Consider the following 25799-nt stretch of genomic DNA (forward strand, 5'->3'; position numbering starts at 1 on the left):
CGAATGGCTGGAATGGCTAGAATGATATGCCATCCTGACTTCGCTGCCGCTCGAACGGTCAAGGACCACTCCGAACCCGTCATTGCGAGGCGACGCGCCGGTTTCCGTGGCATTCGTAAGTGATGCAGGGGAATCTATTGAAACCGCCGCCTGTACCTGTGGCGTGCCCAAGATTATTGAAGCCGACAGAGCAACCGGCGACAGAAAACTGCGCTTTGACATTTAAGCCTCCCACCCATCCCAAGGTATCTGGACTTAAAGCACCCTCGCGCGGATCGCAAGTGATTCTGAGCGGCTTCAACTAAAAAGGGTTAGCATTCTCTTGACTATAACCGCGGCGGCCATTCACGACAGCGGTTTCCGATAGCAAAGTCAGTTGTTTAGCCTAGGACCAACAGTTTTTTATTTCTTGCGGAGTGTACTTTTTCGCTCGATGGTAGCGAGCATTCCTTTGCCGATTTCGGGCTTGGGATGCGCGCTGCGAATTTGTTGGCGCGCCTATGTCATTAGCATTCTGGGATAGCGCGGAGATACCAAACCCCTCGCGAACTGCCTTGCAGCGGTCTCAAAGGAACTGTCCAAATGCACCGTACTTTCCGGGGAATCTTGGCGACTATGTTGATTGCCTGTGGTGTCGCAGACGCTGGCGGCTATGCGCAGGCGCAAAATCCACTCACCATCACCGCACCAGTCTCCGGTCATACTGTTGATGGGGCGCTCTTTTTTTCCGGGACGGCTTTCGTCAACAGTATTACACGGCGCGGAACTATCCGCGGACAGACCAATACCGGGGTCGAATGCCGAGGGACGACTACTGTCAGCCTTACCTTTTCGCACGGAGAAGGAAGGATGGTTTGCGGACAATTCTCAACCCGATTCGTGTTCTCGCTGACCAGCAGACAACCCCCAACTGGCACAGGAACGGGAACCCTTTCCGATGGGCGCAAAGTGGTGTTGAGAATAGGACAATGACCACAAACGGCACGACTTGTCTCGCTTCCGAAATGCAGCACGAGACAGGCGTGTTGATCCGCACGTGGAGCGACAAGCTGCCCGAAAACCTTTGATCCGGTAGCCGAGATGCCGTGTCTAATCGATGCTCAGCGCGCAGATCCTTCGGTCGCGGGGTTCGCGCAACTGACGAGTGTCACACTGGGGGGCATTTCGACCCGGATCGTGCGCGACTATCATTGTGGCTAATGACGAAAGCGAGCTTGACCGAATTGGCGACCTTCATCGGAAGGATGACAACGGGCTCTGCGGCAAGACTCAATCGATTGACTCCACTTACGATCGGATCAACTCTTTGCAATCGCGCGAAATTAGAGCTCAAGGGGCGGGGAGGGCTGTACGGATGCGAGTTTGGGGGTTTGCGTCATTTGTATTTGCCTTCGCTGCGGCAACTTTCACTTGCGCCTATGCCGGCAGCCCGAGCTTCGATTGTCGAAAGGCGTTGCACGATGATGAGCGCACCATTTGCTCGGATCCCTCGTTAGCCAGCACAGATTTGGAGACCACCCAAGCATTCGACACGCTGCGGAAAACCAATCGGCAACAGGCGTTGGCTATTGCTAGAAAATTCTTGGCTAGGCGCCGTGCGTGCGGTTCCGACACAGATTGCATTGCTCTAAGTCAGCAGTGGGCTCTAGGCCAGTTCGGATCGAAGTATGCCGCCCAAGGGACGCGTCCAAACAGGTCTACGTCACGGCAGGAGCCTTCTCGATTGGCATTGGCATTTCAACCGAACGAACGAGTGGTTTCCGGTTCTGATGACGGCATCCTTAAGATAGGCCCCCATCGTGAGGGCCTAACTCCCGACGGTTTTTTCTATTCATTTTACACTGACGGAAGTGGTCACGTAGGAGAACAGTCCGATCCACTCATGTCTGGCTGGAGCATCTCGTGCAATGTCGACCCTATGGACGACGTGAGACGTTGCAATGTGACATCCTTCGAAGCCAAGCTGTTTATTTTTTTTGGATCATCGGACAAACCACGAATTTGCCTTCTGGGCCATGATTTCCCAGGCCGAACTGGAGCAATTCGGGTCGACAAGCAATCGCCTGTAGAAACGGACACCAGCGGATGTGTAGGCGGCGATTTTGTCACTGCACTTGCAAGCGGTCAAAACGTCACCACGCGGTTCGTGAAATGGCCATATGACTACCCAGTCGACCATACAGATAGTCTGACCGGCCTTCGCTCGGCTCTCGACCTAACCGTGTTCATTCGCAAGAACATTGACCGAATTACGTTCTGAGCCCAAGTGAGAGAGCCTAGGAACGCCGCTTTAAGGGGGGACCCGCTCCAATTGCGGTTCTTGGCGAGCCGCGCCCAAGGTCGTCACGGCCTTTATGGGGAGAAGACTTCCCGCATCTACGACTTAGCGATTACACCCCAATGTCGACTCCCAACGCCTTCAGCTTTGCCGCAAGAATCACCTTCCTGTTGCAAGCGTCTTTGTCGCCGGCCAGGCACTTATTGTTGGCCGACGACCAAGCCATCATGTTCGGCGAGATTTCAGGATTTGGTCTGAAACCAGGTGCGGCAAGGGCTTTTGCAACCGCTGGCTTAGCGTTCGGAACCTGCTTCCATCCCTGCATGACCATGCAGTTCTTCATGAACTCGGCCTGTCGGATCGCATTACCCAAGGCATTGCCGAGTTGGGCGCCTGCCACGTAGCTGGGCGTTCCCCAAGCAACTATACCTTGCTGGGTTGATGACGACATGATCGAGCATTGTGCATTCGCATACTCATAGGTCGGACCGTAGCCGATCTGTTCCCAATGCGAGTTTGCCGATGTCTGACAGCCGGCCATCGCCAGCGCTGCGGCCAAAGCCGCGACTATTCTTCCCCTGCCCATTTCAAGCCCCTCCCGAAGGCGATTGAATACAAGCACAGGTAGTGATCGGAGTCGATAGAAGGGCACTCCCGTGCCGGCGTCGGCCAGGGTGGATGCGAAGTTCGCCACTGTGGCAGGAGAAGCGGGCAGGGAGGTGCGGCCTCGAGCGGCAATCCTGAAAGGCCGCCCAATCGCTCTTATAGGCTCGCATGGTGTTCCGTGACAGCGCAGCGCGGCCATAGTCGATTGCCTCGTCTGTGAGGTTGGACAGGGCCGGCAGCGCGTTCGATGCCGGGGCGATGCTCAAAGCGGACATGGAAACCCCTCCCTATTGCCTAGTGATAATTGGTGTTCCTGATAGTCAGCCTGTCGGCCGATCTCTCAGCCGAACGCCCGGGCCATTGCCGTTCGAGGCAATGAACATCACCCCTGCGGCCTCAAGCGCGGCCTGTACTGCCTGCATTATCCTGCCGCATATGAAGCTTGGGAGCGGGCCAAAGAGGAAGAGATTGCCAGGCGACAGGCCGCCTACGACGAATATGTCGCGGATAAAGAGGAACCAAGCCGAAAATTCAAGATAGATGCCCTCGAGGAGGCCTTCAGTGCGCGCGTCGACGAAATCTGGAGGGTCGGGGATCGGATTTTCGCGCTGCCGGTAAACACCGTAGCGATCGCCGCGGATATCAGCCGCCTCGCAGCGGCTGGCGGGCAGGAGGCGACGTGATGGGCAAGAACTCCAAGCGTCACCTGGACGGAAAGCTGCTGCGGCTCGAGGCCGAGTTCAACCTGGCCGACGATCGGCGGCGCGCGGCGACCGCCAAGACAGCGGAGATCGAAGAGGAGCTAGACCGGCTCATGTCCCGCATCCGCAGGGCCGAAAAGAAGGAGGCCATAAAGGCCGCGGCGACGGCCCGTGCCTTCAGCCGTGTCATGAGGATCCGTGCAAAGAGCATGGAGGGCCTGCTCGTCAAGGTTCGGGTGCGGCGTCGCTGGAACACGGACGACGAGGCCAGTGAGATCACGTCCTCAAAAGTTGTCGCCGACATAAATGCACTTCTCGACGCTTGATCGACTGGGAGATCTCATGGAGAGGGAGATGGCCGGCACCCATCGGGGCGTTGGGAGGGCTTGGAATAGGTGCCGGCCAAGCGGAATCAGGTCCGCCACCGCGTCAGCATAGCTGACCTTTTCCCTGGTGTCATTGCTTCCCGATGACCCTCATTTATGGTCGACCACGTATTTCTCGGCGGTGTCGATCAGTGCCTGAGCCGAGGCGCAGAATTTCTTCTCATCCTCGAGACTGGGAAACTTCATTGTAGCTACGACACCAGCTACCGCAAACACTCGCTTACCGGCTTCCGTATAGAAAGCTGGTGTACCGCCGGCTGCCGCCTCCAAACCAGGCGAGGGGTCTGGCGTCTCGCATCGATTTTTCGTGAACAGCGCTAGCGCATAAGACGTCAGCAACGGACTGGTGGTGGCGATGGATTGGAACTCTTCCTGAGCCTTTCCTGGCACGGTAAAAAGCGACGCGAGATATGCTTGAAAGACCGGATCATCGGCACCGGTAGCCACAGCCGGGATAGCAAAGAGAAAAACCCCCAAGGCGAGCATCTTCATCTAAACCCACTCCCAAGGAACAAATGGACGGTCGCCGCCCCCATGTCGCGTTCCCATGTCGCATGGACTCGCCGATACTCGCAGGAATTCCCAGAAACCGCGAGCGGGAACAGCCTGAGAACAGACTGCTACGCTTTTTGCAACTCAACGCTACGGTATCGGGCGGGACGACGTGTCACAAACGGCGCTTCCGAGCGTTCGAACCGTTGACGGAGAAGGCTTTGCAGGGATGCTGCGGGACGGCTCGGGATCAATGCAAGCGAATTTCAAGACCGGTGCCTTAAACCGCTCGGCCATCCCTCCAAGGTGATTTTTCAATCACTTAGGATATCGCGAGAGGAGCGGGTTCGAGCAATCGGTACCGGATTGGCACCAGGACGTTCCCCGACCGGTTCGCGCTTCATTCCTCTAAAGCCGCATTCAACGCCAAGTCAACCGTGGCGGCCGCACCTTTCGGCGCGATCCAGGGCGGTGAGCAGCGTCATGGCTGTGTTTGTGCTGAGTGTGGAAAATCGTTTTTAAAACCCGCACGGACTATTAATCGTTGAGCGCTGATATGTTGAGCGCATTAGGCACATCTAAGTAAATCGTATTCTGGAGTTGATTTTGGCCGTACTTGGCGCTCTCCCGCCCGGTCTCCGCTGTAGACCAATCCGCGAAACCGACTGGGAGGGAGTGGTCGATTGCCTGTGCAGAGGCTTTCCGGCGCGTAACCGGAGTTACTGGATCCACGCTTTGACCCGTTTGTCGCAGCGGCCTGCGATTGCCGAGTTCCCACAATATGGCTTTGCTTTGGAGCATGCCGGTCGGATCGTCGGCGTTGTGCTCACCCTTTATGCTCGCTACCAGGGGTCGGAGAGCGAGGAAATCCGCTGCAATCTTTCAAGCTGGTCAGTCGATGCCGAATTCCGTCCCTATGGTGCCATGTTGGTTGCGGCGGTTCTCAAGCGGAAGGACGTGACCTACACGAACATTTCGCCGGCACAAGCGACATTGAAAGCCAACCGGGCGCTCGGCTTTCGGCTCTTCTCCAGTGGACAATTTACCTTCTTGCCGGCTTTAAGTTCGGCGCAGCGGTCATGTCGCGTGCTCGAAATGCGTCCCGATCTTCCGGAATTGGCGATGCTGCCCGAGAGTGAGAGATACATACTCTCGGAACACGCCGCGCTGGGCTGCCTGTCGTTGATCTGCATTTGCGACGGAGCAGCGTTCCCCCTGGTGTTGATGCCGCGCCGAATGTTGCACGGTCTTGTCCGATGCCATCAGATCATCTATTGCCGCTCGCTCGCGGATTTGAGCCGCTGCGCCGGTGCGATGGGGCGCTTTCTCTTGCGAAGCGGAATCCTGGCTTGCTTTGTCGACGCCAAGGAGCCGATTCCAGGTTTGTTGGGGTGGTACCGCCCCAATAAGGGGCTGAAATATTTCAAGGGTCCCAGACCACCCGCACCTGGAGATCTGACGTTCACCGAGCTTGTGATCTTCGGTCCCTGAATCTGCGCTCGCAGCCAGGCCACGCCAGGGGCAAAGCGCGCCACGAACGGCGTTGCTGATCGATCAGCAATGATTTTCATGCCGATCGGCGAGACGGTCCGCGCCACAATCTCGCCCGGTTCCGACCACAATCGGTTAATACGGTGATAAACAATTCCTGCGCACAAAAGGATTGGGGTAGGGCGTCGCCGGCGTTTCTGGAGTGGGTGCTTTGGCACCGCTGACGTTTATGCTGCGGTGCCTTCGTCGATGCTATAGGGGACAATCAAAATATGCAGACCACGGCGCGCCCGCGTCTTCGTCGCGCTTCCGCTTTCGCGCTGTTTGCCTTGTCGGCAGCCTTTCTTGCGGCATGTGCCGGGCCGCAGCAAAAGGCGATGGTCAACAAGAAACCTCGCTCCAAGGAATATTTTTCCGAAGCCGAATATGGCGTGAAAGCCAGCCCTCGCGTCATGTTCAAGACGTCTCGCGGACGCGACCAGCTCGGCAAGCCCTATCAGGTGCGCGGCAAGTGGTATTATCCGAAGGAAGACAAGCGCTACGCCAAGGTTGGTCTCGCGTCCTGGTACGGTGAGGCGTTCCACGGCCGGTTGACTGCCAACGGCGAAGTCTACGACATGGCAGATCTGACGGCGGCGCATCCGACCATGCCGCTGCCGAGTTATGCGCGTGTCACCAACGTGAAGACCGGCAGCTCGGTGATCGTGCGCGTCAACGATCGCGGACCCTACCATGATGGACGCATCATCGATGTGTCGAAGCGCGCTGCTGAAATGCTCGATTATGCCAATATCGGTACGGCCGAGGTGAAGGTCGAATATGTCGGCCGTGCGCCGCTCGAAGGCAATGACGGGCAGTATCTTATGGCTTCGTATCGTCCAGGCAACAGGGCGCCGGATCCGTCGGACGGCCTGCCCAGCGGTGTCATGGTCGCGATGAATGGGCCGTCGCCAAGCCTGCCGGTGAGCGCTGCTGCCGTGCCGTTCCCCGGTCAGCTGACGAATTCCGGGCAGGGATCCGATGCAGGGCCTGTCATGGCGGTGCAAGCATCTGTTTCGGGAGACATTGTACTGCCCGATTTCGGCCCGATCGTGCCGGAGCGTCCGGAGATCAACTTGCCGGCGCAATCGCCATTCACCATGGCGTCGCTGTCTTACGCCGACGAGCGCGTGCAGCGCGCCTCCAACGCGTTTGCCGGGCTGGATGGCGCCGGCATGTCGCCCGCCGAGCTTCTTCAATCGTGGAAGCGGCAAGCTCCTCCAGCCGGGTCGCCTACAGCCTATGTCGCGGCGGGTTCGTTCGAGAATGCCGCCGAAGCGGAGCGTGTGGCTGCCCAGCTTTCCAGCTTCGGCAAGACCGAGATCCAGCGCTCGGAACTTGACGGCAAGGACTGGTACTCGGTCAACCTCTATGCCGACGGCCGCGGCAGCCTGGACGAGATGCTGCAGGCCGCGTGGTCGCATGGTGCGCCGGATGCGCTTGCTGTACGCAACTGACCTCGGGCTGCCTGGGTTTTTTCGTGCGCAATTGATCCGCCAGGCAAAAGCCTGATAGCTTCTGCCAACTTGCAAAAGCGCCGGCTGACTGGTCGAACCTGATGAAATTTTTTCACCCTTTCACCGGGCTTATGGCGCTCGGCCTGCTGCTGCTCTCGCTTGCGCCGGCCTCAGCACAGCTTTTCGAGACCAAGGCCGCGCAGGCCTTCATGATCGATGCCGAAACCGGAACCGTGCTGTTTTCGAAGGACGCCGACAGGTTGATCCCGCCGGCCTCGCTGGCCAAGCTGATGACGATGGAAGTGGTCTTCGACGCCATCAAATCACGGCGCATGACGCTCGACGACACCTTCGTGGTCAGCGAGAACGCCTGGCGCAAAGGCGGCGCTCCTTCGGGGACATCGACCATGTTCGCCAAGCTCAAGTCGACGATCCGGCTGGAAGACCTGATCCAGGGCGTGACCGTGCAGGCGGCCAATGACGGCTGTATCGTCATCGCTGAAGGGATGGCCGGGTCCGAGGCGAACTTCGCGGCGCAGATGACCGAGCGTGCCCGCCAGATCGGCTTGCAGAAATCGACCTTCGTCAATGCCACCGGTCTGCCGGCTGATGGGCAGCAAACGAACGTTCGCGAACTCGCGCTTCTGGCCCTGCATATCTGGCGCAACTACCCGGATCTCTACCGCTATTACCGCCAGAAGGATTTTACCTGGAACAAGATTTCCCAGAGGAACCGCAATCCGCTGCTGGCCATGGATATAGGCGCCGACGGGCTCGCGGTCGGCGCCAGCGAGCAATCCGGCTTCGGCATCGTCGGCTCGGTCAGCCATAATGGCACAAGGGTGATCGCGGCGATGAGCGGCCTGGCAAACGACCGAGAGCGTGCTGAGGAAGCGCGAAAACTGCTCGACTGGGGCGTTCGCTCCTTCGAGAAGACTGAAATATTCGCCAACGACGAAGTGGTTGGCGAAGCCCAGGTCTTTGGCGGCGCCAAGTCCGGTGTCGCGTTAAAGGCAAAAGGACCGGTGCAGATCTTCCTGCCGATCACCAACCGCGACAAGCTCACCGCCAGAATCGTCTATGACGGACCGGTTGCAGCGCCGGTGGAGGAGGGGCAGCCGGTGGGTGCGCTGCGCGTCTGGATCGGCGATACGCTGAGCCAGGAGACGCCGCTGTTTGCCGCCGAGTCGATCGGTGTCGGTTCGCTGCCGCAGCGCGCGCTCGATGCCGCCAAGGAACTGGCCGTCGGCTGGCTGCGTTAGCACCGTCGCGGTGGACCTTTTTTCCCGCGGGGACTATACGGTCCCCGAAGTATGGACAAAGGCTTTGGCGCGCGGATTTTTCATCACTTTTGAAGGCGGCGAAGGAGCAGGCAAGTCGACGCAGATCGAGCGGCTGGCAAGGAAGATGCGCGCCAAGAAATACGATGTGTTGGTGACGCGTGAGCCGGGTGGCTCGCCGGGCGCGGAGGCGGTCAGGCATGTCCTGCTTTCAGGCGCAGCCGAGCCGTTCGGCCCCAAGATGGAAGCGCTGCTTTTCGCCGCCGCGCGTTCCGACCATGTCGAACAGGTCATCCGGCCGGCAGTCGAGCGCGGCTCAGTCGTGCTTTGCGACCGCTTCATGGACTCCTCGCGCGTCTACCAGGGCGTCACTGGCGGCCTCGACCCAGCATTCATGGACGCGTTGGAGCAGGTCGCCATCAACGGCATGGTGCCGGACATGACGCTGATCTTCGACATCGACCCCGCCGAAGGCCTGAGGCGCGCTACCGCCCGACGGGGCAGCAGTGACGGCCCGGACCGCTTCGAGAAGGAAACATTGGCCATCCACCAACGCCGCCGCGAGGCGTTTCTGACGATCGCCGCGGCTGAACCCGAACGCTGCGTCGTCGTGGATGCATCAGCCGACCCGGACACGGTGGAGGATGTCGTTATCGCCACCGTCTTCGCGGCTCTCGAGAGGATGATGCCGGCGCAAAGCAGGCAGGCGGCACCGGCGTGATTTTCGAACGCATCGCGCCCGAACAGCACGATACGCTGGACGGGGTGCCCGAGCCATCCGAGACGCCGCGTCTTGTCGGTCACCTGCAGGTGGCCAACATGCTCGCCACCGCTTACCGCTCGGGAAAGCTGCCGCACGCACTGATCTTTGCCGGACCGGTTGGCATCGGCAAGGCGACGCTGGCCTTTCACCTGGCGCATCATCTGTTGAAGCACCCGGCCTTCGAGCAGGCGCCGGAAAGCCTCGCCGTTCCAGATCCGGCTTCGTCGCTGTTTCGCCAGATCGCCACCGGGGCACATCCTTCGGTGCTGCATCTTACACGCCCCGCGAACGACAAGACCAAGAGTTTCAAGACAGTGGTCACCGTCGACGAAATCCGCAAGGTCAGCCGTTTTCTGTCGCTGACCTCGCACGACGGCAGCTACCGGGTGGTTATCGTCGATCCCGCCGACGACATGAACACCAATGCTGCCAATGCCTTGCTGAAGAATCTTGAAGAGCCACCGGCGCGCACCTTGTTCATCCTCATCGTCCATGCGCCGGGCAGTCTGCTGCCGACGATCCGGTCGCGCTGCCAGATGGTGCGGTTGGCGCCGCTCGATGCCGAGAGCTTGATGACAGTTCTGGAGGGCATCGAGCCGCCGCCACCCGAGGATCCTGCGGCGCGCGCGGCGCTGGCGGAGCGGGCAGGGGGCAGCGCGCGCAATGCGATCCTGTTGACGCAGTATGGCGGGCTTGAAATCGCCGCCACCCTCGACGCCCTGGTGATGGCCAAAAAGGTAGATGTCGCCGGCGCCTACCGTCTTGCGGAGGCGGTCGCCGGGCGCGACCAGGCAATCCAGTTCGAGATCTTCAATCGCCGCGCGCTTGATCTGCTGTCGGCCGGCGCCAGCCAGGCCGCGCTGGCCGGCGATCTCGCGCGGGCCAAAACGCTGTCGGATACTTGGCACGAGGCTTTGAACGCTATATCTGAAACCGAGACCTACAATCTCGACAAAAAGCAGCACGCCCTGACCATGATAGACCGCCTGAATTCTGCAATGCGAATGTGACGGCCGCTGGCGTGGCTTTTGAAGCCCCTGAGTATTGATCCCAATCAATCGCAGGAACTTCGAAGCCACCACATTGGCGTCGGATGGCAATTGCCGTTTCGATGCGATATCTCACCGCGACATCTTTCATTCAGACATTCATGACGGCTCATCCATGGCACGCGAAAAATACTACGTCACGACGCCGATTTTCTATCCGAACGGCAAGCCGCATATCGGCCATGCCTACAATGTCATCGCCAGCGACACGCTGGCCCGCTTCCAGCGGCTCGACGGCAAGGACGTCTTCTTCGTCTCGGGAACCGACGAGCACGGTTTGAAGATGCAGCAGACGGCGGACGCCGAAGGCCTGACGCCGAAAGCGCTTGCCGATCGCAACTCGGCGATCTTCCGTTCGATGCTCGAAGCGACCGGTTGCTCGAACGACGTTTTCATCCGCACCACCGAAGAGCGTCATTACAAGGCCTGCCAGGCGATCTGGACGCGCATGGCTGAGAATGGCGACATCTACCTCGACCGCTACAGCGGCTGGTATTCGGTGCGGCAGGAAGCCTATTTCGACGAGGCCGAAACCAAGGTCGGTGACGACGGCGTGCGCCGCGAACCGCTCGGCTCGCCTGTCGAATGGACCGAGGAAGAGAGCTATTTCTTCCGCCTTTCCGCCTATCAGGACAGACTGTTCGCGCTCTATGAGAACAGCCCCGAATTCGTCGGACCGGCGGAGCGGCGCAATGAGATCATCAGCTTTGTCAAATCCGGCCTGAAGGATCTGTCGATCTCGCGCACCACATTCAAATGGGGCGTGCCGGTGCCCGGCGATGAGAAGCATGTGATGTATGTCTGGGTCGATGCCCTAACCAACTACATCACCGCCGCCGGTTATCCGGATCCGGCCAATGAGAGATGGTCTTTCTGGCCGGCGAACGTCCACGTCATCGGCAAGGACATCATCCGCTTCCACGCGGTCTACTGGCCGGCTTTCCTCATGTCGGCTGGCATCGAATTGCCGAAGCGCGTGTTCGCGCATGGTTTTTTGTTTAACCGCGGCGAGAAAATGTCGAAATCGGTCGGCAACGTCATCGACCCGTTCGCCATGATCGAGCACTACGGCCTCGACCAGGTGCGCTATTTCTTCCTACGCGAAGTGCCGTTCGGCCAGGACGGCAGCTACAGCCATGATGCCATCGTCAACCGCACCAATGCCGACCTCGCCAACGATCTCGGCAATCTGGCGCAGCGCTCGCTGTCGATGATTGCCAAAAACTGCGGCGGCGTGGTGCCGAAACGTGGCGAATTGAGCGACTCCGACAAGGCGATCCTCGATCAGGCCGATGCCGCCCTTGTCACGGCGCGCAGGACGATGGCCGACCAGGGCATCCACCTTGCTCTGGCGGCGATCTTTGGCGTGGTGGCCGAAGCCAACCGCTATTTCGCCGGGCAGGAGCCATGGGCGCTGAAGAAGACCGATCCGGCGCGCATGGAAACGGTGCTGTGGACGACCGCTGAGGTGATCCGGCGTGTCGGGTTGCTGTGCCAGCCCTTCATTCCGCAGTCGGCGGCAAAGCTGCTCGACCTTTTGGCGGTGCCGGCCGGCAGCCGTAATTTCGAGCATGTCGCGGAAGGTCATGCGCTGGTATCCGGCACGGCGCTGCCGGCGCCGGAACCGGTATTTCCACGCTATGTCGAGCAAACGGATACAAGCGCCTGATGCTGGTCGACAGTCACTGCCATCTCGACTTTCCGGATTTCGCCGAAGAGCGCGCGGCCATCGTCGCCCGCGCCCTTACGGCCGGCATCGGCCGAATGGTGACGATCTCGACGAGGGTGAAGCGATTTAGCCAAGTGCTTGAGATTGCCGAGACTTTCGATGAGGTCTATTGCTCGGTCGGCACCCATCCGCACAATGCGGCCGAAGAGCTTGATGTGACTGTCGATGACCTGGTGCGGCTGTCCGCTCATCGAAAAGTGGTGGCGATCGGCGAGGCCGGGCTCGATTATTTCTACGATCATGCGCCGCGCGATGCACAGGCACAGGGATTTCGCACACACATCGCCGCGGCGCGCGTGACCGGTTTGCCGCTGGTCATCCATTCGCGCGACGCCGACGACGACATGGCTGATATCCTCGAAGAAGAAACAGGGAAGGGCGCCTTCCCTTTCATCCTGCACTGTTTTTCGTCCGGACGCAGGCTGGCCGAGATCGGTGTGGCGCTCGGCGGCTACGTTTCGTTTTCCGGTATCCTGACCTTCAAGAACTCCGCCGAGCTGCGCGCCGTCGCCGCCGATGTGCCGCGCGACCGTCTGCTGGTCGAAACCGATGCGCCATATCTGGCGCCGATACCGTTCCGCGGCAAACGCAACGAGCCTGCCTATGTTGCGCATACAGCAAAGATACTGGCCGAGACGGTCGGCGTCCGCGAGGCCGAGATCGCTGATATCACCACGGATAATTTTTTCCGGCTGTTCAGGAAAATGCCGCGCCCGAGCGCGCCGGGCCTCTGACGCATGAGCGCCCGGCTGCGTCTTACCGTCCTCGGCTGCGGCTCATCGCCGGGCACGCCACGCATCACCGGCGACTGGGGCAATTGCGATCCCGCGAATCCCCGGAACCGGCGCACGCGCACCGCAGCGCTTGTCGAGCGGATCGCGGCGAATGGCGCCCGGACCACGGTCGTCATCGACACCGGCCCGGATTTCCGCGAGCAGATGCTGTTGGCATCGGTCAAGCGCATCGATGCGGTGGTCTATACACATCCGCATGCCGACCATATCCACGGCATCGACGATTTGCGCGGCTTCGTGCTCGAGCAGCGCCACCGGATCGATATCCATGCCGATCGAGCCACCATGCTGCGCTTACGCGAGGCGTTCCGCTACTGTTTCGAAACACCGAAAGGCAGTTCGTATCCGCCGATCGTCAACGCCCATATCATCGACCACGACAGGCCGGTGGTGATCGAAGGCGAGGGCGGCGCCCTCACCCTCGAACCGCTGCTGCAGCTCCATGGCGACATCACCTCGCTGGGTTTCCGCATCGGCGGGCTGGCTTATTGCCCTGACATCAGCGACTTTCCGGAGGCGACCGCCAAGCGTTTGCGCGGGCTGGACATGCTCGTCATCGACGCGCTGCAATACACCGTCCACCCGAGCCATCTGTCGCTTGGCCAGGCGCTTGGCTGGATCGAAAGACTGGCGCCGAAGAACGCGGTGCTGACGCATATGCATGTGCCGCTCGACTACGCCACGGTAATGGCCGAGACGCCGGCCAACGTCGAGCCCGCCTATGACGGCATGACGATCGAAATCCCTTACGAATCAGCGTGAAGGACCAAGTTTTTACGGCCTGGGTTCCCGAGTTGGATCTCGCGAGGTGCTATCTTCACGCCACATCCAATCGGCCATGCCAGTTCCATAATCTATCTTATGCGACTGAAGCCTATAGCATTCGTTGGCGGCGAGATCAGACCGGTCACTCTTAGACATTCGCAACAGCGCTGTGGGGGCAACGGGCATGCTAGGGTTGCGAATCATGAAGACACTCCCGCTGCTTGCAAGTCTTGCCCTCACCCTCGCCTGCGCGCTCCCTGACGCGCGAGCGCAGGACTTTGATCGTGCTCCAGGCGAGGCCGACCTGGCTTTCGCGAAACGTGTTGTTGGGTTCGCCGACAATGCTGATCCGCACACCACAGCCGTGAGCTGGAACGGCCTCCAGACACTCTTCGTCGATTACCAGACCGCTGAGGACTATCCGGAACGCCCCCTTGTTGCGCTGCAACGGCTAGCTGACAACAGATATCGCGCAATCCAGGTCACGATCGGTGAACAAGAAGGCGATACACCGGACATAGCGCTCGGCCTCGCCAATGCCGACCACGACCCGGCAAAGGAACTGATCGTGATACTTTCCTGGGCTCAGATGCACTACGATGTCGAAGGGACGCTCTACGAAGTTCGCATCTTCGATGGCCCCAAGCCAGACCAGAAGGCGCTGATTCAATTGAAAGCAAGCCGGAAGTTCGACGCCACATGCGACTGCCATTGGCGCGACGGCACAACGAAGCACTTCCGCTTCAAGACGATCGCGGCGGTCAAGGCTGAACTGAAGCGCCTGGGCTATTAGCCGCCGGCTTCGATCACCGGCGATCATCACGCGGTCTGAAGGCAGCCCGTATTGTCACAATTCCCCGTGTCATTGTCACAATTCAAAGTCGCCGAAGTCTCCGCTGCTGTCGCCAGGCTCGTTGGAACCCGCTGAGTCTGGCTGTGGTGCCGGGGTCTCGGCTGCCTTCGCTTCGCTGCCGCCAAACATGCCGGCGATCGCGTTGCCGAGCAGCACGCCGCCCGCAACGCCCATCGCGGTCTGCGCGGCGCCGGCAATCGTTTCTGTCCATGATGTCCAACTCCGGTCTTGGTCCAACGCCGGCTATTCGCGCTCGCCGGTGAAATTCAACAGCAGTTGGAAGATGTTGATGAAGTTCAGATAGAGCGAGAATGCACCGAAGACAGCGAGTTTCTGCTGTGATTCCGCACCGAAGTTTTCCGCATACTGCTCCTTGATAGTCTGGGTATCCCAGGCGGTGAGGCCGATGAAGACGGCGATGCCGATCACAGAGATCGCGAATTGGAGCGCGGTCGAGCCCAGGAAGATATTGACGATGCTGGCGATCACCACGCCGATCAGGCCCATGATCAGGAACGACGAAAACTGCGTCAGGTCGCGTTTGGTCGTGTAGCCGTAAAGGCTGGTCGCGCCGAACATGGTGGCGGCGATGAAGAAGGTGCGTGCGACGCTGGTGCCGGTAAAGACCAGAAACACGGAAGCCAGCGACAGCCCCATAACCGCGCAGAATGCCCAGAACATCGCCTGGGCGCCGGCTGCCGACACCGTCTGCATCCGAAACGAGAACAAGAGCACAAAGGCCAGCGGGGCCAGCATCACCACCCATTTCAGCGGGGTGGAGAAGATCGGCACGTAAAGGGCGGGCGTGGAGGCCACCACGAACGCGATCACGCCCGTAACGACGAGGCCAAGGCCCATATAGTTATAGACGCGCAGCATGTGCCGGCGCAGGCCTTCGTCGTAGACGGCTCCGGCTCGGGCTCCGGCCCCGATATATCCGAGATTGTTCATGTGGTTCTCCTTCTTGAAGGTCGATCAGTAAAGCGTTTTGGCGAGCGCTTCGGCCGTGCGATCGAGACCGCCGACATCGCTGCGTCCGACGACCGCGTAGGCGACCTCGCCGATCTGGAAATAGGCCGAGGAAACTTCGCCCGAGGGAACGACAGTCGGTCTGACGACGTCGAATGTTCCGGGCCGGATGGCGAACAGCGAGACCAGCCCCATCTCTTTTGTCTCGACGGCCATCTCGACGCTCGGGCCGAATTGCGATGGATAGATCTGCACGTCACGGACCGTCCAGTCCGCTGGCAGGGATGGCATCACGATCGCAGTCGCGGCGCGGATTTCGTCGGCGTTGTAGCCGGGTGCTTCGGGTTGCGACGACATCGCCTCGCGCAAGAGCGTCGTGCGGTGCGCCCGGACCGCGTCCTCCACATAGGCGGGCGGATGGGTCGAAGCGACGACTTCCGTCACCGATATCGGTCCGATGAGCCCGTTCGCAAGCCAGCCGGCAGCGACGAAGACGGCGACCGCCGCCGCTCTTTGCAAAGCACCAAGGACGCGGCCGCGCGCCAATCCCCGTTCCAGCCGCCGTGCGGCATCAGCCGTCGCGGGCCGCGCCATGCCTTTCGATCCGGCAAGCGCCACGCGCAATTCGTCACGCGTCCGCAGGTCGGACATCACCCGCGCGGCCGCTTCCGGGCGGGCCGAAAGGAACGCCTCGACCTCGATGCGACGAGCCGCGTCCAGCTGATCGTCGACATAGGCGTCGAGATCGGTTTCGGTCACGGGATCTCGCAGTGGGTTCATCACCGATCTCCCACGATCTTCAGATGGCCTTTCGCGCGTGCCGGTGCCACGTCCTCCATCTCGCGCAGGGCCGCGCGCGCCCTGCCGATGCGCGACATCAGCGTGCCCAGCGGCACGCCGCTGACCTCGGCCGCCTCGCTATAGCTAAGTCCCTCGATGGCGACGAGATGCAGCGCGCAACGTTGCTCTTCCGGCAATCTGAAAAAAGCGTCGCGCACCTGCGCCAGACGGACCGAATGTTCCTGCGGAGCCCGGACATTCGCCTCGGCGAGATAGCCGGCCTGTTCGATGCGCATTGCTTCCGATTTGCGGTATCGCAATCCGTCGATGAACGCGTTGTGGACGATCGACAGCAGCCATACGCGAAGGTTTCCGCCGGAGCGGAAGCTGCCGCGTCGCTCATAGGCACGCACCAGCGCATCATGCACCAGATCCTCTGCATCGGCGCTGTCGCGTGTCAGCGAGCGTGCATAGCGGCGCAGCGAACCGAGCTGTCCCAGAATATCGAAGCGTGGCATCGGCCGTTTCATGTCCTGTTTACGGAGCAGGTCATGATTTTAATCCCGCTTTCCCCGAATTTTTCTTGGGCGGCTCGCCGCGCTCTCTCCTGGGAGATATCGCGCCTGCCCTCGCGCGGCAGATAGTATTGGCCGCCCTCGAGGCAAACCCGACGCCGAGTTGGCGCATATGAAACTGCTGGCAAAGCACGGCCGGTTTGCGTATCACTCCGCCGCCAACGGAACCTTATCGATGTTCGAAAATCTCCAGCCCGCGCCTGCCGACAAGATCCTTGCCTTGATCGGCCTCTATCGCGCTGATCCGCGTCCCGACAAGGTCGATCTTGGGGTGGGCGTCTACAAGGATCGCGAGGGCAAGACGCCGGTGATGCGCGCGGTGCGCGAAGCCGAAAAGCGGCTGCTGCAAGGCCAGGATACCAAGACCTATCTCGGCCTTGCCGGCGATACCGCCTTCAACGCGGCGATGGCCAGGTTGGTGTTCGGCCCAACCGCCGACATGACGCGCATACGTGCGGCGCAAGCCCCCGGCGGCTCCGGCGCGCTGCGGCTGGTGGCAGAGCTGCTGAAAAGGACCCGCCCCGACGCGACGGTCTGGCTGTCGGATCCGACCTGGCCGAACCACATGCCGGTGTTGCGCGCCGCTGTCTCTGCAGATACGCGAATATCTCTATTTCGACGCTGCTTCTGGTGCGGTTCGCTTCGACGACATGCTGAATGCATTGAGAGCCGCGAATCCTGGCGACGTCGTATTGTTGCATGGCTGTTGCCATAACCCGACAGGCGCCAATCTAGACATCTCGCAATGGGCTGCCGTTGCCGATCTTGTCGTTGAGCGCGGCCTGCTGCCCTTTGTCGACATCGCCTATCAGGGCTTTGGCGAGGGGCTTGATGCGGATGCCGCCGGCTTGCGCATGCTAGCGGCAAAAGTTCCGGAAATGGTGGTTGCCTCGAGCTGCTCGAAGAACTTTGCCGTCTATCGCGACCGCGTCGGTGCAGCGCTGATCATGGCGAAAGACGGCGCGCAGGCGGATTTGGCGATGGGCCAGATGCTGTCGGCGGCGCGCGCCATGTATTCGATGCCGCCGGACCACGGCGCGGCGGCGGTGCGCATCGTGCTTGAAGACCCCGCATTGCGTTCCGACTGGGAGGCAGAGCTTGAAGAGATGCGGCTGCGCATGCTGCGGCTGCGCGTCCAGTTCGCCGAGGCGCTGCGGCGGCAGTCCAACTCCGACCGTTTCGATTTCGTCGCCAGCCATCGCGGCATGTTTTCCCGGCTTGGCCTGTCGGAAGCGCAAGTCGAGCGGCTGCGCGCCGAGCATGGCATCTACATGGTCGGCGACAGCCGCATCAACGTCGCCGGCCTGCCCGAGGACGGCATGGATGCGCTCGCCAAGGCGATCGTCTCCGTGCTCGACTGATACTTTTTGCTAGTTAGGAACTTTTCCGGAAACCGGCTTCCACTTTCGGATCATGGTCTGACCGCCCATCTGTGGACAAGACGCCCTCGCCGGCTGAAGCCGTTGGCCGCGCGGCCGGGTACAGGATAGCGTTCGCCTGATGAAACCCTCGAAAGACATTTCCCGGCTGATCGAGATCATGGCAGCGCTGCGGGCGCCGGAAACCGGCTGTCCGTGGGACATCGAGCAGGACTTTTCGACAATCGCGCCATACACGATCGAGGAAGCCTACGAAGTGGCGGACGCCATCGCGCGCGGCGACCTGGACGATCTGCGCGATGAACTCGGCGATCTCCTGCTGCAAGTGGTCTACCACGCGCAAATGGCCGAGGAGGCCGGCGAATTTTCATTCGGTGACGTGGTCAAGGCCATCACCACAAAAATGATCCGCCGCCACCCGCATGTTTTCGGCGACGAAAAGGCGCGCAGCGCCGGCATGGCCAAGGGCATGTGGGAAAAGATCAAGGCAGAGGAAAAGGCGGAGAAGCGCAGTGCGCGCCTCGCCCGTGGGCTCGACCCGGAAGACCATGGCAAGGGCTTTCTCGACAGCGTGCCGGTCGCCCTACCCGCGCTGACCCGGGCGCTCAAACTGCAGGAAAAGGCCGCCCGCGTCGGCTTCGACTGGAGCGAGGCGGGACCGATCCTGGAAAAGATCGAGGAGGAGATCGGCGAGTTGCGCGAAGCGCTGGCCAACGGCGACAGCGCGCCGATCAAGGACGAGTTCGGCGACATGCTGTTTGCGGTCGTCAATCTCGGCCGGCACCTCAAAATTGATTCCGAAGCGGCACTCAGCGGCACCAACGAAAAATTCCGGTCGCGCTTCCACTATGTCGAGCAGGCGCTGCAAGCGTCGGGAAACAGCCTCGAAGAGGCGACGCTGGACGAGATGGAAGCGCTCTGGCAGCAGGCAAAAAGCGCGAAGTAAACGCCCCTACCCGTTGTTTTGACGACGCAATCGGCTTTCAATCTCTTGCCGAGCGCTGTGCGTGGCCTTGAGTGCGATGGTCACGCTGCCATCCTCATTGTCATCACGCGAGACGATGTCGCCGTTGCGGTAAAGCCAGTCGACGACGGCGAGTTGGTCGGGCTTGAGCGTGACGGTGAACGTCTCCAGTTCGCCCGACATCATCGTCTCGATGATCGCCTTCAGCGCATCGATGCCCTCGCCGGTTACCGCCGATATGGCGATCGGCGGTGCCTTCTTTCCGTCAGCACCATCGGCAAGCAGCCGCGCCCGGTTGCCCTCGTCGAGCCGGTCGATCTTGTTCCATACTTCGATGACGCGCTTGCTGTCGCGGGCATCGACGCCGAGATCGGCAAGGATGCGCTCGACATCTTCGGCCTGCGCGACCGTATCGGGATCGGAGATGTCGCGCAGATGAATGACGAGGTCTGCCTCGACCACTTCCTCCAGCGTCGCCCTGAAGGCCGCGACCAGATGCGTTGGCAGGTCGGAAATGAAGCCGACCGTATCGGAAAGGATGATCGGCGTTCCGTGCAGCAGGCGCACGCGGCGCAGCGTCGGGTCGAGCGTGGCAAACAGCATGTCTTCCGCCAGCACCCCTGCTCCGGTCAGCCGGTTGAACAGCGTCGACTTGCCGGCGTTGGTGTAGCCGACGATCGCCACCACCGGAAACGGCACCTTCTTGCGCTTGGCGCGGTGCAGTTCGCGGGTGCGGCGCACGGTTTCGAGCTCGTGCTTCAGCTTGGTGATCTTATCCTGCAGCACACGCCGATCCGACTCGATCTGGGTCTCGCCAGGGCCGCCGAGAAAGCCGGCGCCGCCGCGCTGGCGCTCGAGGTGGGTCCAGCTCCGCACAAGGCGGCCCTTCTGGTAGTTGAGATGGGCAAGGTCCACCTGCAGCGTGCCTTCCTTGGTGCGGGCGCGCTCGCCGAAAATCTCCAGGATCAGCCCGGTGCGGTCGAGCACCTTGGCGTTCAACTCTTTTTCGAGGTTGCGCTGCTGTACCGGGGTCAGCGGATGATCGACAATGACCACTTCCGCGTGGCCCTCTTTGACGATCTCGGCGAACTCCGCGACCTTGCCGCTGCCGAGCAAGGTCGCCGGACGTGGATCGTTGACGGTCACCACCGCCGTGTGGACCAGGTCAAGGTCGATGGCGCTGGCGAGGCCGACCGCCTCGTCGCGACGGGCCTCGGCAGAACGGGTCAGGCGCGGGCGATTGGTATCGTCGTCGCCACGCGGCTGCCGGGTAAGCACCGGCACGATGACCACCGCCCGGGTCGGACCGTTGGCCTCTGTCCCGGTCTGATGTGCTGGTTTTCCGCGAACGCTGCGGTCCGCGTCTTTCTCACGTGCCAATCAGGCGCCCTGGCTTTCCTCACCATCGAACATCTGAACCGGCTGGCTCGGCATGATCGTGGAAATAGCGTGCTTGTAGACAAGCTGGGAATGGCCGTCGCGACGCAGCAGAACGCAGAAATTATCGAACGAAGTGACCACGCCGGTCAGCTTCACGCCGTTGATGAGAAAGATGGTGAGTGGGTTTTTGCTCTTGCGAACTGAATTCAGGAACAGGTCCTGAAGATTTTGCGATCGTTCCGCCATTGTTCTTGTCTTTCGCCGATCCCCTTCGGTTTGCAGGCCAATGCGCCAAATTAGCCGGCACATGTCAAGCACGCAAACACCATCTTGCCGTCAGTAACGACAAGCAGAACGAGATATATTGATGTTCATTCCATCTGTGCGGTTATCAGGCTGGACTTTTTTCCGCAACGTCAAAAAAGGCCTGCCGTAATGAAACTGTTATCGAGCCCGGGTGGCCATTGGCGACGGGAGCGCCATCGATCGCCACCACCGGCATAGCGATCGTGGTGGCGGAGCTGATGAAAACCTCGCGCGCGGCCTTGGCTTCGGCAACCGAAAAGCCGCGCTCTTCGATCTTCAGGCCGAGCTTGGCGGCGACATCGAACAGCGTCGTGCGGGTGATGCCGCGCAGGATGCCGTGCTCGGCGGGGCGCGTCACCAGCACGCCGTCCCTGGTGATGATCCAGGCGTTCGACGATCCACCTTCCTTGACGGTGCCGTCGACATCGACGAACCAGGCCTCCTGAGCGCCGGCTTCCTTGGCTTTCTGCTTGGCCAGCACGTTCGGCAACAGGCCGACCGACTTGATATCGACCCTATCCCAGCGGTTCTCCGGCACCGTGATAACCCGGATCCCGCTCTCGGCCCGCTTCACGGCAGCTGCAGGATCGGCTTTTTTGGCGGTCACCACCAGCGACGGCTTCGTGCCCGCCGGCGGGAAGAAAAACTCGCGGCTGGCGACACCGCGTGTCACCTGGACATAGACCAGGCCGTCGACGACATGGTTGTGGCGCACCACCTCGCGCATGACGAGCGGCAGCACGCCGCGCGTGATCGGCCAATCGATCGAGAGTTCGGTAAGTGAGCGGTTCAATCGGGCGAGATGGCGCGGCATGTCGACGATGAAGCCTCGTGCCACCTCGCAGACCTCGTAGACGCCGTCGGCGAATTGATAGCCACGGTCCTCGATGTGCACGGAAGCTTCGGCGTGAGCGACGTAGCGCCCGTTCACATAGGCAATGCGCGGCATGGCTAATCCCTGGAAGAAGTCCCAGCTTTCTTATGCGATTCCAAGATGGCCGTAACGGATAATTGCGTGGGCCACGACTGGTGTGGCTATCAGACGCCCAGCGACTTCAGCTTGCGGTGCAATGCAGAGCGTTCCATGCCGATAAACTCTGCTGTCTTCGAGATGTTGCCGCCAAAACGGTTGATCTGGGCGATCAGATAGTCCTTCTCGAATTGTTCGCGCGCTTCCCGCAGCGGCAGCGCCATTATGTGCTGATCGGATTTGTTTGGAGTGCGCGGCATGACGTCGCCGATCTCGGCAGGCAGGAGATCGGCGGTGATCGGCGCATCGACATCGTCGCCGCGCGCCAGGATCATCAGCCGCTCGACATTGTTTCGCAACTGCCGAACGTTGCCCGGCCAGTTGTGCGCCTGCAGTACCGCCAGCGCGTCGTCGCCGATGCGGCGCGGCTTGATGCCGGCCTGGCGAGCGATCTGCTTCATGAAATTGTCGACCAGATAAGGAATGTCCTCGCGACGCTCGGCCAGTCCCGGCACCATGACCGGAACCACGGCCAGGCGATGATAAAGGTCCTCGCGGAAACGGCCGTCGGCGATCATGGCTTCCAGGTTCTGCGAGGTCGACGAGATGATGCGCACGTCGACCTTGACCCGCTTGGTGCCCCCTACCCGCTCGAACTGCTGTTCGACCAGAACGCGCAGGATCTTGTTTTGCGTCTCGCGCGGCATGTCGGCCACTTCATCGATGTAGAGAATGCCGCGATGGGCCTCCTCCAGCGCACCGACCTTGCGTTCGACGCCATTCGATTCGGTGCCGAACAGCTCGATCTCCATACGCTCCGGGGTGATGTTGGCGGCGCTCAGCGTCACAAACGGTGCACTCTTGCGCGCTGAGAGCGCGTGGATGGCGCGCGCGGCCAGTTCCTTGCCCGAGCCGGAGGGGCCAATGATCATGACGCGGCTGTTGGTCGGCGCGACGCGCTCGATGGTCTGGCGCAATTGGCTCATTGCCGACGACATGCCGATGAGGTCGAAAGTCTCGCCGCTGCGCAGCTTGAGATCCGAAACCTCGCGTCTCAATTTGGAGGTTTCGAGCGCCCGTTCGGCAATGAGGATCAGCCTGTCGGCCTTGAATGGCTTTTCGATGAAATCATAGGCGCCGCGGCGGATGGCCGAGACTGCCGTTTCGATATTGCCGTGGCCCGAGATCATCACCACCGGCAGGTTCGGGTGCATCGTCTTGATCTCGTCCAGCAAGACCAGGCCATCGAGCCGCGAGCCCTGCAGCCAGATGTCGAGGAAGATCAGCCTGGGTGCCCGGTCGGCGACCGCCGCCAGCGCGCTGTCGGCATCAAACGCCGTGCGTGTTTCGTGACCTTCGTCGCTCAGGATACCGGCGACGAGTTCGCGGATGTCTTCCTCGTCATCGACGATGAGAATATCAGACGCCATTACCGACCTTTTCAGTTTCTTTTTCGTGTTCCGTCTTGCCCTCGCCACGTATCGGAACGGTGGCGGCAACCGGCAGGATGATGCTGATCATTGCGCCCCGCCCATCGTGGAAATCCGCTGGTGCATCGTGCAATTCGAGTCGCCCGCCATGGTCCTCCACGATCTTCTTGACGATAGCGAGGCCAAGCCCGGTGCCTTTCTCGCGTGTCGTCATGTAGGGCTCGAGCAAGCGCTGCCGGTTTTCGCGCGGCAAGCCCCTGCCGTTGTCGATGACGTCGATTCGAATCGCGCCATTCTGACGCCCGGCTTGAATCCGGATTATGCCGTGCGGACGATCCTCTGCATCAAGACCGTCGATGGCTTCGGCAGCATTCTTGATGACGTTGCCGAAAGCCTGCGCCATCAGGCGGCTGTCGAATGTGCCTTTGAGCGGCTCATTGCCGAAGACGCGCTCGAAGGTGATGTCGGCGCGGCTCACTTCGACCAGGAACGAGGCCTCGCGCAACGAATCGCGCAGATCGATGGCCTTCATTTCCGGTTTCGGCATGCGGGCGAACGCCGAGAACTCGTCGACCATGCGGCCGATGTCCTCCACTTGCCGGATGATGGTGTCGGTGCATTGATCGAAAACCTCACGGTCCTCGGTGATGACCTTGCCGTAACGGCGCTTGATGCGCTCGGCCGAAAGCTGGATCGGCGTCAGCGGGTTCTTGATCTCGTGGGCAATGCGCCGCGCCACGTCGGCCCATGCGGAGGAACGCTGTGCCTGGACCAGATCGGTAATGTCATCGACTGTCACGACGTAGGATTTATCCTCCGAACCGTCGTCGCCGGCTTCGATCGTGATTTGCACGTTGAAGGTTCGTTCAGTGCCGGCACGATAGAAGGTGACCTGTTCGCGATAGACCGGCCTGCCCGACTTGCGGCCGATCTCGAAGACGCGGCCGACGTGCGGCAGCACGGCGGAAAGGTTCTGCCCAAGCGCTGCCGTGGCGGATATGGCCAGCATCGTTTCGGCCGAACGGTTGACGATGGTGACGATGCCATATGGATCGACGCCGATGACCCCGGCGGTGACGCCGGCAAGCACCGCCTCCGAAAAGCGCCGCCGTTCATCGATCAGATCCTTGGCCGACAGGATCTCGTTGCGCTGCGATTTCAATTCCATCAGCATCTTGTTGAATGTGTCGCCGAGCGAGGCGACATCGCCATCGGAGGGGCGGACAGGCACGGCTACGTCGAGATTGCCGGTGGCGACCTCATCGGCCGCGCCGATGAGCTGACGAATCGGCCGCACCAGGCGGTCGGCCACCGCAATGCCAGTCCAGATGGCGGACAGGATGATGATCAGCGTCAGCGACAGATAGGGAAGCGCGAAAGCCACTTGCGAGGTGCGGCGATTGTCTTCGAGACCGCGATATTCGGCGGTGTTGGATTTGACGATCTGCCGTGCCTTGATCACCTCGGGATCGACGAGGCGGATGGTGTAGAGATAGAGCCCGTCGATCTCGCGCAGCTTGACGATCGCACCCATGATGTTGCGGGTGCGCGGCTCTATCAGCACTGGCTTGCCATCGGCAGCGCTTGCCACGGCGCCCTCAGGCGGCTCCGGCATGGCAAAGTCTGCGTCGGTCTTGGCACTCATAACGAAGGAACCATCGGGCTTGATGAGTGCTGCGTGTGCCAGCGAACGTCCCACCGCCTCCTTGTTCATGAGATCGAGGAACCCGGTGCGATCGAGGCCGTAGAGCGTGCGCGAAGCGTCGAGGTCGTAAGCCATCGACAACGTCGTGCCCTGAAGATTTCGTGCGTTTTCCTGCACATAGGCGTCGGCGATCGACAACGACGAATTGACGATCGTCTTGGTGCGGATCTCGAACCAGCGGTCGAGGCCGATGTCGAGCGTGATCGACGCGATGATCGCCACCATGATCGCGGGAATTGCGGCGACCAGCGCAAACATCGCAACGATGCGCACGTGCAGGCGCGACGCAGCCTTGCCGTGCCGGCGCGCCATCAGGATGCGATGCACTTCGCGGCCGACCAGCAAGATCAGAAACAGCACGAACGCCGCATTAAGCGCAATCAGCGCCAGCGTCGTCCTCGCGTCGGGCGTGATCGGCGTGGCGCCAACGAGAATGGCGAAGGAGATCGCCGCCGTCACCAGCGCACCGGCAACGGCGATCACGCCTGGCAGCGCAAGCAGCCGGCGACCGTCTCGTGCGCCGGTATTGCTGAAAAGCGGTTTGCTCAGTGTCGGTGCGTGCAGAGCCATGTCGCCGTCTAGAGCCAGTGATTGCGTCGGATGTATGCAACGCATTGTGGCGATTATGCAACAAGTGTGGCCGAGACGGAAATCTTTC

General features: G+C 60.9%; 23 protein-coding genes and 1 pseudogene. 13 read left to right on the plus strand and 11 right to left on the minus strand.

Translation table 11 applies throughout. From position 1 onward, the window contains the following. Nucleotides 1-1192 precede the first annotated feature (1192 nt). On the plus strand, nucleotides 1193-2260 hold the full coding sequence (locus RQ479_RS06315; RefSeq protein ID WP_376704476.1) for a lysozyme inhibitor LprI family protein: 1068 nt from the start codon (nucleotides 1193-1195) through the stop codon (nucleotides 2258-2260). A gap of 130 nt (nucleotides 2261-2390) precedes the next feature. On the opposite strand, the gene RQ479_RS06320 is transcribed toward RQ479_RS06315, so the two are convergent. Further along, complete coding sequence (locus RQ479_RS06320; protein ID WP_376704477.1) at nucleotides 2391-2864, minus strand: hypothetical protein; 474 nt, start codon at nucleotides 2862-2864, stop codon at nucleotides 2391-2393. 702 nt (nucleotides 2865-3566) lie between these two features. Between RQ479_RS06320 and RQ479_RS06325 the strand changes: the two genes are divergently transcribed. Continuing rightward, a complete protein-coding gene (locus tag RQ479_RS06325; protein WP_376704478.1) occupies nucleotides 3567-3911 on the plus strand; it encodes a hypothetical protein in 345 nt (114 codons plus the stop codon). A 150-nt stretch (nucleotides 3912-4061) separates the two neighbouring features. Here the strand turns inward: RQ479_RS06325 and RQ479_RS06330 are convergent, their stop codons facing one another. Continuing rightward, nucleotides 4062-4463: a hypothetical protein gene (locus RQ479_RS06330; protein ID WP_376704479.1), complete on the minus strand. Its 402-nt coding sequence runs from the start codon at nucleotides 4461-4463 to the stop codon at nucleotides 4062-4064. Between the two features lie 735 nt (nucleotides 4464-5198). On the opposite strand from RQ479_RS06330, the gene RQ479_RS06335 reads away from it, so the two are divergent. From RQ479_RS06335 to RQ479_RS06375, 9 genes are all read left to right on the plus strand, one after another. Further along, nucleotides 5199-5954: a hypothetical protein gene (locus RQ479_RS06335; protein WP_376704480.1), complete on the plus strand. Its 756-nt coding sequence runs from the start codon at nucleotides 5199-5201 to the stop codon at nucleotides 5952-5954. Nucleotides 5955-6226: 272 nt separating this feature from the next. Then, nucleotides 6227-7450 carry a septal ring lytic transglycosylase RlpA family protein gene (locus tag RQ479_RS06340; RefSeq protein WP_376704481.1) on the plus strand — a complete coding sequence of 408 codons (1224 nt, stop codon included), beginning with the start codon at nucleotides 6227-6229 and terminating at the stop codon, nucleotides 7448-7450. 131 nt (nucleotides 7451-7581) lie between these two features. Further along, entirely contained in the window at nucleotides 7582-8712 is a 1131-nt protein-coding gene (locus RQ479_RS06345; protein WP_376705879.1) for a D-alanyl-D-alanine carboxypeptidase family protein, read from the plus strand. Between the two features lie 64 nt (nucleotides 8713-8776). Next, on the plus strand, nucleotides 8777-9451 hold the full coding sequence (gene tmk / locus RQ479_RS06350; RefSeq protein WP_376704482.1) for a dTMP kinase: 675 nt from the start codon (nucleotides 8777-8779) through the stop codon (nucleotides 9449-9451). Then, nucleotides 9448-10503 carry a DNA polymerase III subunit delta' gene (locus RQ479_RS06355; protein WP_376704483.1) on the plus strand — a complete coding sequence of 352 codons (1056 nt, stop codon included), beginning with the start codon at nucleotides 9448-9450 and terminating at the stop codon, nucleotides 10501-10503. The genes tmk and RQ479_RS06355 overlap by 4 nt, the downstream gene beginning before the upstream one ends. A 154-nt stretch (nucleotides 10504-10657) precedes the next feature. After that, nucleotides 10658-12211: a methionine--tRNA ligase gene (gene metG, locus RQ479_RS06360; RefSeq protein WP_376704484.1), complete on the plus strand. Its 1554-nt coding sequence runs from the start codon at nucleotides 10658-10660 to the stop codon at nucleotides 12209-12211. Further along, nucleotides 12211-13005: a TatD family hydrolase gene (locus tag RQ479_RS06365; protein ID WP_352466177.1), complete on the plus strand. Its 795-nt coding sequence runs from the start codon at nucleotides 12211-12213 to the stop codon at nucleotides 13003-13005. Before metG ends, RQ479_RS06365 begins: the two co-directional genes overlap by 1 nt. A 3-nt stretch (nucleotides 13006-13008) precedes the next feature. Beyond that, nucleotides 13009-13827, plus strand: a complete 819-nt coding sequence (locus tag RQ479_RS06370) for an MBL fold metallo-hydrolase (RefSeq protein WP_352466176.1) — start codon at nucleotides 13009-13011, stop codon at nucleotides 13825-13827. Nucleotides 13828-14032: 205 nt separating this feature from the next. Further along, nucleotides 14033-14623 (plus strand): hypothetical protein, encoded by a 591-nt coding sequence (locus tag RQ479_RS06375; RefSeq protein ID WP_376704485.1) that lies wholly within the window; start codon nucleotides 14033-14035, stop codon nucleotides 14621-14623. Between the two features lie 75 nt (nucleotides 14624-14698). On the opposite strand, the gene RQ479_RS06380 is transcribed toward RQ479_RS06375, so the two are convergent. The 4 genes from RQ479_RS06380 to RQ479_RS06395 form a co-directional block, all read right to left on the minus strand. Continuing rightward, a complete protein-coding gene (locus RQ479_RS06380; RefSeq protein WP_352466174.1) occupies nucleotides 14699-14857 on the minus strand; it encodes a hypothetical protein in 159 nt (52 codons plus the stop codon). A gap of 69 nt (nucleotides 14858-14926) precedes the next feature. Beyond that, on the minus strand, nucleotides 14927-15634 hold the full coding sequence (locus RQ479_RS06385) for a Bax inhibitor-1/YccA family protein (protein WP_376704486.1): 708 nt from the start codon (nucleotides 15632-15634) through the stop codon (nucleotides 14927-14929). Between the two features lie 24 nt (nucleotides 15635-15658). Continuing rightward, nucleotides 15659-16432, minus strand: coding sequence for an anti-sigma factor family protein (locus RQ479_RS06390; RefSeq protein WP_376704487.1), 774 nt, complete (start codon nucleotides 16430-16432; stop codon nucleotides 15659-15661). Beyond that, nucleotides 16432-16962 carry a sigma-70 family RNA polymerase sigma factor gene (locus RQ479_RS06395; RefSeq protein WP_376704488.1) on the minus strand — a complete coding sequence of 177 codons (531 nt, stop codon included), beginning with the start codon at nucleotides 16960-16962 and terminating at the stop codon, nucleotides 16432-16434. Before RQ479_RS06395 ends, RQ479_RS06390 begins: the two co-directional genes overlap by 1 nt. Before the next feature lie 220 nt (nucleotides 16963-17182). Between RQ479_RS06395 and RQ479_RS06400 the strand changes: the two are divergent. Together RQ479_RS06400 and mazG are read left to right on the plus strand one after the other, a co-directional pair. Beyond that, nucleotides 17183-18368: pseudogene (locus RQ479_RS06400) on the plus strand (aromatic amino acid transaminase). 139 nt (nucleotides 18369-18507) lie between these two features. Beyond that, nucleotides 18508-19332: a nucleoside triphosphate pyrophosphohydrolase gene (gene mazG, locus RQ479_RS06405; RefSeq protein WP_376704489.1), complete on the plus strand. Its 825-nt coding sequence runs from the start codon at nucleotides 18508-18510 to the stop codon at nucleotides 19330-19332. Nucleotides 19333-19338: 6 nt separating this feature from the next. Here the strand turns inward: mazG and hflX are convergent, their stop codons facing one another. The 5 genes from hflX to RQ479_RS06430 all read right to left on the minus strand — a co-directional run bounded on the left by hflX (nucleotide 19339) and on the right by RQ479_RS06430 (nucleotide 25711). Beyond that, complete coding sequence (hflX, locus tag RQ479_RS06410; RefSeq protein WP_376704490.1) at nucleotides 19339-20730, minus strand: GTPase HflX; 1392 nt, start codon at nucleotides 20728-20730, stop codon at nucleotides 19339-19341. Continuing rightward, nucleotides 20731-20976, minus strand: coding sequence for an RNA chaperone Hfq (gene hfq, locus RQ479_RS06415; RefSeq protein ID WP_006202172.1), 246 nt, complete (start codon nucleotides 20974-20976; stop codon nucleotides 20731-20733). Between the two features lie 145 nt (nucleotides 20977-21121). Next, a complete protein-coding gene (locus RQ479_RS06420) occupies nucleotides 21122-21985 on the minus strand; it encodes a D-amino-acid transaminase (protein ID WP_376704491.1) in 864 nt (287 codons plus the stop codon). An 89-nt stretch (nucleotides 21986-22074) separates the two neighbouring features. Beyond that, entirely contained in the window at nucleotides 22075-23436 is a 1362-nt protein-coding gene (locus RQ479_RS06425; protein ID WP_352615761.1) for a sigma-54 dependent transcriptional regulator, read from the minus strand. Next, entirely contained in the window at nucleotides 23426-25711 is a 2286-nt protein-coding gene (locus RQ479_RS06430) for an ATP-binding protein (RefSeq protein ID WP_376704492.1), read from the minus strand. Before RQ479_RS06430 ends, RQ479_RS06425 begins: the two co-directional genes overlap by 11 nt. Between the last annotated feature and the right edge of the window lie 88 nt (nucleotides 25712-25799).

The organism is Mesorhizobium sp. ISC25 (assembly GCF_042295465.1).
Taxonomy (GTDB): Bacteria; Pseudomonadota; Alphaproteobacteria; order Rhizobiales; family Rhizobiaceae; genus Mesorhizobium.